The organism is Cyanobium sp. BA20m-p-22, from assembly GCF_024346275.1.
Lineage (GTDB): Bacteria > Cyanobacteriota > Cyanobacteriia > PCC-6307 > Cyanobiaceae > Cyanobium_A.
This window is the reverse complement of the sequence record NZ_JAGQCQ010000186.1, coordinates 1-7,365: the sequence shown is the minus strand read 5'-3', so window position 1 is coordinate 7,365 and position 7,365 is coordinate 1. Positions and strand designations below refer to the sequence as shown.

The window sequence follows — 7,365 nt, the reverse complement described above, 5'->3', positions numbered from 1 at the left end:
AGGGAACGCAGCATGAAGCTTCACTACCACCCCGCCTCGACGACCAGTCGAATTGTTGAGATATTTGTTCGAGACCAAGACATTGACCTCGAATACCAGTTGGTCGACTTATTTACGGGTGCGCAAAAGCATCCCGACTTCGAGAAGTTGAACCCGAATCGATTGGTGCCAGTCCTTGAGGACGGTGATTTTTCCCTCACCGAATCCTCGGCAATCGTGAAATATATTGCCGAGAAATGTGGATCTGCAGCCTATCCAAAAGACCTGCAGGCGCGTGCACAGGTCAACGAGATGATGGATTGGTTTAATGCCAATTTTTACAAGGACTTTGGCTATGGCTTAATCTATCCGCAGCTTTACCCCCATCACAAGCGTGCCAATGATGCGCAACAGGCTGGTGCCATTTCGTGGGGGAAGCAGAAAGCTCTGCATTGGTTGAAGATTCTTGACGAGCGGCTGATAGGTCCGCACAATAATTACCTGTGTGGCGACACTATTACGCTGGCGGACTATCAGGGCGCCGAAATCATTTCCCTTGGCGATCTCATTCGCTGCGAATACCTAGATTTTCCAAACGTCTCGCGCTGGATGAATACCATGCGCAGCCTGCCTTCTTGGGGAACCGTCAATGCAGCGGCCGAGGATTTTGCCAGGTCACTCAAAGAACAATCCTTCATCGCGATCTAAGTCACCGTTTTAAATGGTGAAGCAGTTCACTCCATGGGCCGTTAGCAAGAGGAATAGCACCTGAGCTACCATCCAGCGCGCGCCAAAGTGATTCTGGGCGTGGTGAGAATTTGATCTCTTCCTGAATTCATCAGTTACCCCCAATGGCTACTCTAACGGTTCCAGGCATTCATCCCAAGGTATTGATTGGCGCAGCGGCCATAGTTGCCGCCTTGCCGTTGCTTATTGCCCCCGCACAAGCAGGCAGCATCACCGCATCCTCGATCTGGGATAAAAACAACGCTGTTGAAAGAGCCCAAGAGCAGATGCCCGCAGGGGCGGTCGTTACCGCAAGACGTTGCCAGGAAATAGATGTAAGAGGTTACACCCGCTATTCATGCACTCTCGAGTTCACGCAGCCGACACCTGCTGCAACGGGTAATTAGTGATTGGCGGTGATCCAGTGGTCAGTATCTGACGCATGGGTTGGCAGCAATAGGCACTATCCCAACCGCAAGCTTCTCGAATCCGACGGATTGGTAGCCCAATACGGTTAGCTGTACTTCGCCTATCTGGCAGTGGTGGCCGAGCTGGGGGTGGGAAGCCAGGCTCCCTTGGTGGAGGTGCGTAGGGCGGTTTTGGCACTTGGCTAGCCATTTGGTTCCCCTTGGAAAGGGAGAGCGACAGATACGCATCTTGGCGCTGGGTCGTCGCAATACGGCATTAACCCGTTGGCTTGTTGCACAGCCCGCCATTGCAGAATTTGCCGCAATAGCCTTGCGGTCACCGCCTTTGATGTTTGGACTGCTGCGCAATAGCGACCACGCCTGCCCAGGGGAGCAGCACTTGTTCCAGCGGCAAGACTGGAAAGCAATGGGGCCATGCCGCATCTTGTAGCGGGTTTCCTGCTCCCCGATGTGCTGAGCAAGGAGCCCCCACCCCTGCCACCATCAATGCCTATCCAGGCTGGGCCTATGCCATGCGCTGGGGAACTATGGCGAGGTGTTTGAGCGCAATGTGGGGCAGGGCTCGCCCCTCAAGCTCGAGCGGGGTGTCAACCAGCAATGGCTAAAAGGTGGCCTGATGTATTCACCGCCTTTCCTGTGAGGGCGAGCTCGTCGACCCTCCCAACCAGCAAAGGCCTGACGCCCCCAACTGCCTGGGCAAACAATCCAATCGACTCACGACGAGCAGCTGTAGTGCGATACGCCTCCAGCGTTAAAAAATTCCCTGGGCCTTAGGCGGTCGTAGTTGCTCGCCAGCCCCGCTGCTGGCGACCTGTAGGGATGGCTGAACAGCTCCTGCAGCTCCAGGATCAGCGTGTAGTCACCGCGGGCAGCTTGTTCATAGGCCGGTGCGATCAGCCACTCGCGCCAGGTCACTGCCGGGTTCACCCTTTGCATCGCAGCAGATGTCGCTTGCAGGTCGCCAATAAGTGCACGCCAGCGCTGCAGCCAGCCGCTCCATTGCCTGTCGAGCACTTCGCTGCTTGGCTCATAGAAGCTCAGCTTCAGGGCTGAGAGCTGCTCGGCAATGGTGGCAGGAATCTCCGACAGCCTGCGGAAAAAGATGGTGTAGTCCGCCTGCGATTTCAGCATCAGCTCCAGCAATTCGTTCACCAGGTTGGCGTTGTAGCTGGCCAGGCCGAGCTTGCTGGCCCACATGGCCTCCAGTTCCTGCTGCATTGCGGCTGCAAAACCCTCGCGGATCTGATCGAGCCGCGCCAACGCCTCGTTATTGCCCGCGAGCAGCGGCCGCAGGGCAGCCCAGAACATCTGGTAGTTGGCTTCGGCTGCCTGCGGCTGGTTGAAGAAACTGAAATGCTCGCCGCCGCCGGTCCAGGGCTGGAAGCGGGGATCGAACAGTTCGCAGAAGCCAAAGGGTCCGTAGTCGAGCGTGTAGCCCCCTGCGGCGCAGTTGTCGCTGTTGAAGTTGCCCTGGCAGTAGCCAACACGCATCCAATTGGCCACCAGGCCAATAAGCCGGGCACGAAACATGCCAGCCAGCTGCACCACTTGCTCGCTGAACGGCAGAGCGGGATCAATTTCCTGGCGGTAGTTGCGCTCGATCAGGTGCGCCACGATCATGCGCAACTCATTAAGGGCCTCTGGATGGGCCTGGCGGCGCACGCGGCGGGCAAACAGCTCCAGCTGGCCCACCCGCAGAAACGACGGCGCTCCCCGGGTGGTGATCGCCGCCGGGTTGTTGACCAGGATGTCGGGATCGAAGGACTGGGAACCCGGCGCGTACCAGGGCCGGCGCACGGTTTCAGCTCCGGACACATAAAGCGTCAGCGAGCGTGAGGTGGGAACCCCCAGGGCATGCATGAATTCCTGGGCAAGAAATTCGCGCACACTCGAGCGCAGCACGGCACGGCCATCGGCGCCGCGGCAGTAGGGCGTTGGTCCGCCGCCCTTAAGTTGCAGCTCCCAACGCCGGCCGTTGAACAGGCCTTCGAACACGGAAATGGCCCGCCCATCGCCATAGCCATTGCCAGTGCCGAAGGGGCACTGCTGGATGTACTCGCTGCCGTAGATAGACAGGGCATAGCCAGTGGCCCAGCCATAGGGGCGCATCGAGCCGGTGGCCACGCTGATGTCGCCGGAGAACAGGCGGAGGAAGGACTCATCGTGGGCCAGGGCCTCGCCCAGGCCCAGCTCCTGGAACAGGGCACTGCTGTGGGCCACAAACTCCGGAGCTGGCAGCGGCGTGGGCGTCACCGGCACGTAATGACCTGAGAAGACCTGGCGGGGCTGGTGGTCGCGGCCGTCACCGCTGGCCTGGGGATCGGCTTTCAGTCCATCCAGCAGCGAGTAGTCAGCCCGTTGGGCAAACTCCGCAAAGCTTGTTATCGGCACTGCTGTTGGCACTGATGTTGGCACTCCTGTGGGCACTGGTCTATCGGGTTTTTGAGCTGGCTGGCTTTGGCGCTGAGGCGGCGATCCTGCAGGAGACGAACTTGCAAAAGTGTCTTCACAAGCCCTCTGAACATTGCTCAGGCGTGCTTTCAGCAAGCAGTGGGCGGCCGCAGCTCTTGCAAATCCCGGGGCCAGCTGCTTTACGCCTGGACTCCTCTTCGTAGCCAGCAGCAATGATGCCAGCCGGGAGCGCGAAGATGGCGATACCAAGCAGCTGGATGATGCCGCCCAGGACCTTGCCAAGTGGCGTGACCGGAGCAATATCCCCATAACCGACGGTGGTTAGGGCCGATATACCCCACCACATCGCCGCAGGAATGCTGGTAAAAACATCAGGCTGGGTGTCAACCTCAACATAGTAAATGGCGCTAGAAGCTAAAATAAGGACAACCCCAACCGCTGCCAGTGCCACACCTAGGTCGCCTCGCCTTGCACCTATAACTCGCTTCATGCGCACGATGGAATCAGAGTAACGGGCCAACTTCAGCACCCGCGCAAATCGCAACAGCCGCAGGACTCGGAGAATACGCAGATCGAGAGCAGCTGCAGGGACAGCCAGCGAGACGTAAAACGGCAATATGGCTAGCAAATCCACCACACCAGCGAAGCTGCTCACGTAGCGCAGCCTTCCGATGATTGGCTGCCGATAACGCGGATCAGCCGTACATGCCCAAATTCTGGCTGCGTACTCAACGCTGAAAACTCCTACCGAGAAAACCTCGAAGGCCCAAAATGCCGTGCCGAAGCGCAACTGGAGACTCTGCACAGTCTCCAGGATGACCGCAAGCACATTTAATAGGATCAGCATAAGCAGGATCACGTCGACCCAATCCCAATCAGCTACGCCACTTTGCGGATCCTCGCTAATATCGAGAAGCTCCCATACCCGTTGGCGGAGCCCTGAGCCAGTCATTCGCCTAATGCCCTTGGGTCGAGCTAAACATTAGGGCTCTCCCAGCTGCCCATGGATTTCCCCCGCATGATTTCGCCCAGCATCTTCGTCTCTAAGGAGGGAGCCGCCGAATCAAACCGACCTACGGCAGCCCTGCTGAAGGCTCCCATGGTCCAACCCTCTGCCCGCCCCAAGCACCTCAGGCAACTGATCCGAGGTATTGGCGCGATGTTGCTGCTTCATACCTGCAGCCTCCCAGCGGAAAGCCATCCCCAGCCGGCGGTGGTGCCACCCCATGAGCGGCTTATTCAGGGCCAGCAGGTCACCGTGACCCAGGGGGTGTTGGAGGTGAAACGGCTGGGAAGCCAGCCACTCGGGCCAGACTTCTCGGCCCTGGCTGGCCGAGAACTCAGGCTGCGGCAGATCACGATCGCCCCCGGCGGCAGCATCGGCCTGCACCTTCACGACCAGCGGCCCGGCGTGGCCTACATCCTCGAGGGGCAGATGACCGAGCGGCGCGGCCCCGGGTTCGTCCCCCAGACCATCGGCAGCGGGGAGGCAGCCTTCGAAGGCAGCGGGATCAGCCACTGGTGGCGAAACGAGGGATCAACCCCCGCCCGGGCCCTGGTGGTGGACATCGTGCCCGTGGAGACACCCTGAGGGGGCCATCACCAGATACCTGGCAGCAGCCGGGCACTGCGTTGCTGCCAGGCCCTGAACTCCGGATACTTGGCGGCCATCTGTGCTTCCTTCTGGCCAATCCGTTGCAGGTAGAGGAGCAGCACCAGGGCAGGCACCAGATAGGCCCAGCCGTTGCCAGCCACCACGGCAAAGCTCAGATAGCGGAGTAGATCGCCGAGATAGTTGACATGGCGCACCCGCCGCCAGATGCCATCGCTAACCAGGCCAGCGCCCATGGCCTTGGCGGTGGTCTTCTGCACATCAGCGCTGGCATTGACCAGGCTGCCAAAGCTGAACAGGCCAACGGCAAGTGCAACGGCGCCATGGGAAATCGGCACGGGATTGAGGAAGGCCAGCAACCCCGGCAGGCTGTAAAGCACCCCCACGAACAACAGGGCAAAGACAAAACCAACCGGGCCGACGCGCTCTGGAAACATCAGGCGGCGTCGCTCAGGGAAGAGCCACTGTTCCAATAGCCACCACAGGCAGTAGCTGATGTGCAGGCTCAGATATAGGGCCTGTCGCCCATCATTCACACCGACCAGTGCTGCGAGCACCAAGAGCAGCACAATCGTGAGCAGCTTGGCGGCGTTGATTGCCGTGAGCTGGGTTGCCCAGCTCGATCCAGCCGCTGCTGGCGTCAAGTCTTCATCCGGGGTCAATGGGACCTGACTGCGCTCGCCACCACGGGGCCGGCATCAACTCGACTGGCCGTGGGGGCGGTGTTGGGATGGGCTGCAATCCAGCGCTCCACCCATTCGGCTGCAATGCGGTTTGACTCTGCGGCAGCCTCACTGCTTTCAAATACGCTGAGGGAAATCATTCGATCCCCCGCATCACCTACATCAACGAAATAGTAAGCAATGAAACCAGGCAGGGCTTCCATCTCAGCCAATAATCCATCCCGTAAGGGCTGCAGGGCCTCGGTTGGATCCCCGATACCCTCATACTCGCGCAAGGTTGCATGCATTGAATTGGTCTACAGTGGTGACTAATGGGAAACTTGAAGTGATTTATGGGAGCCGGCTAGGCCAGCATACAATTGAATTCGCCCTCAGATGAGCAGTGGGCGCTCAAACTGGGAGCCAAAGCAATCATACAGAACCTGCCAAAGGGAGGGTTGTTTATTAAGCTCCTTGGCGGCGTCTTCCCTTGCCTGTTTCACGTCATCAGCATGGAGAGAAAGGGCCCCGGCCAGCTCATTAAGCAGCCGCTCTTCTTCCTCGCAGATAAAATTATCCTCATCGCCTCCCCTGCAAACACTGGCAACCATCACAGCCGTGCGCATGGCCAATACGTGATATTCGATAGCAATCAGTTTGGCCAGGCATCTAATACTCTGGGGGTCTTCCAATTCATCCTCCCAGGAAACAACTTTTGCCCGCAGCCGGTGTTGCTTCTCCAGGGATTGAAGAAGGAGTTCTTCATTTGGCGAAAGGTAGCCGTCGGCTAACGCTATGATATTGAGAATTCTAAGAATTGCACCAGAGGAACGGATGTCCATTTGGATCAGTATGTAATGGAATGGGATGTATTTAAATGGCAGATCTACCGCCCTGATTTACACCTTGAAACCCCCAGGGTCTGGCAGGGCTTGCCAGGCTTCGATCTCCACCGCGTAGGCAGCGTGACGCTGGATCGCATCATCCATAAATAGGGCCACTCGAACCGGGGTGTCAGGGGCCATCGAGAAACCATGCATGGCCAAGCCGGTGGTCATGCAGCGCAGCGCCGCCAGTTGCAGGTCGCGGCGGGCATCGGCAAGGGAGTAGTTGCGAACACCGCCTTTCTCGAGGCTACCGTGCCAGACCTGCAACAACTCCTCATGACGGCCCAGCCGCTGAACGTGGGGCGTACTCCCACCGATCAGGAAGGCGATGTCAATCGAGGCCATGCTGCGGCTGGCCCAAGACCAATCAATAATTACCGAAGCTGGATCCTCAACCGTGCCGCCATACAGCACATTGTCGGCGCGCAGGTCACCGTGAACGAGGGTCCAAGGCCTATCGGCCAGGGCCGCATCGATGGCATTGTTTTGTTCCAGCACAGCTTGATATAGCTGGCAGGCGGCCGGGCCGAAACGAACCCCATAGGTGGCAAAGAAATCATCCAGCAACTCAGCTTTGGGATCCGCAAACCAGAAGCCGTGGGGCGGCAGCCAGCTGTGCTCCTCCAGGCCTGGATCCATCCAGAACTCAGCGTGGATGG

General features: G+C 58.7%; 8 protein-coding genes. 2 read left to right on the top strand and 6 right to left on the bottom strand.

The genetic code is table 11. The features are described from left to right. Positions 1-687, top strand: a 687-nt coding sequence (locus KBZ15_RS14830; RefSeq protein WP_255015973.1) for a glutathione S-transferase family protein, incomplete at its 5' end; no start/stop codon positions are given. Positions 688-1,847: 1,160 nt separating this feature from the next. On the opposite strand, the gene KBZ15_RS14825 is transcribed toward KBZ15_RS14830, so the two are convergent. Continuing rightward, a complete protein-coding gene (locus KBZ15_RS14825) occupies positions 1,848-3,524 on the bottom strand; it encodes a YdiU family protein (protein ID WP_255015972.1) in 1,677 nt (558 codons plus the stop codon). 115 nt (positions 3,525-3,639) lie between these two features. After that, on the bottom strand, positions 3,640-4,497 hold the full coding sequence (locus KBZ15_RS14820; protein WP_255015970.1) for an ion transporter: 858 nt from the start codon (positions 4,495-4,497) through the stop codon (positions 3,640-3,642). 147 nt (positions 4,498-4,644) lie between these two features. Here KBZ15_RS14820 and KBZ15_RS14815 point away from each other — a divergent pair, with 147 nt between their 5' ends. Further along, complete coding sequence (locus KBZ15_RS14815; protein WP_255015969.1) at positions 4,645-5,136, top strand: cupin domain-containing protein; 492 nt, start codon at positions 4,645-4,647, stop codon at positions 5,134-5,136. A gap of 8 nt (positions 5,137-5,144) precedes the next feature. On the opposite strand, the gene KBZ15_RS14810 is transcribed toward KBZ15_RS14815, so the two are convergent. From KBZ15_RS14810 to KBZ15_RS14795, 4 genes are all read right to left on the bottom strand, one after another. Beyond that, positions 5,145-5,801, bottom strand: coding sequence for an isoprenylcysteine carboxylmethyltransferase family protein (locus KBZ15_RS14810; protein ID WP_255015968.1), 657 nt, complete (start codon positions 5,799-5,801; stop codon positions 5,145-5,147). A gap of 14 nt (positions 5,802-5,815) precedes the next feature. Next, positions 5,816-6,115 carry a hypothetical protein gene (locus KBZ15_RS14805; protein ID WP_255015967.1) on the bottom strand — a complete coding sequence of 100 codons (300 nt, stop codon included), beginning with the start codon at positions 6,113-6,115 and terminating at the stop codon, positions 5,816-5,818. Positions 6,116-6,211: 96 nt separating this feature from the next. After that, positions 6,212-6,661: a hypothetical protein gene (locus KBZ15_RS14800; RefSeq protein WP_255015966.1), complete on the bottom strand. Its 450-nt coding sequence runs from the start codon at positions 6,659-6,661 to the stop codon at positions 6,212-6,214. 57 nt (positions 6,662-6,718) lie between these two features. Next, positions 6,719-7,365 (bottom strand): ecdysteroid 22-kinase family protein (locus tag KBZ15_RS14795; protein WP_255015965.1); only part of this gene is annotated, 647 nt, incomplete at its 5' end.

Coding starts and splice junctions, on each gene's coding strand:
- KBZ15_RS14820 (WP_255015970.1), bottom strand. CDS start 4,497: ATGACTGGCTCAGGGCTCCGCCAACGGGTATGGGAGCTTCTCGATATT.
- KBZ15_RS14815 (WP_255015969.1), top strand. CDS start 4,645: ATGGTCCAACCCTCTGCCCGCCCCAAGCACCTCAGGCAACTGATCCGA.
- KBZ15_RS14800 (WP_255015966.1), bottom strand. CDS start 6,661: ATGGACATCCGTTCCTCTGGTGCAATTCTTAGAATTCTCAATATCATA.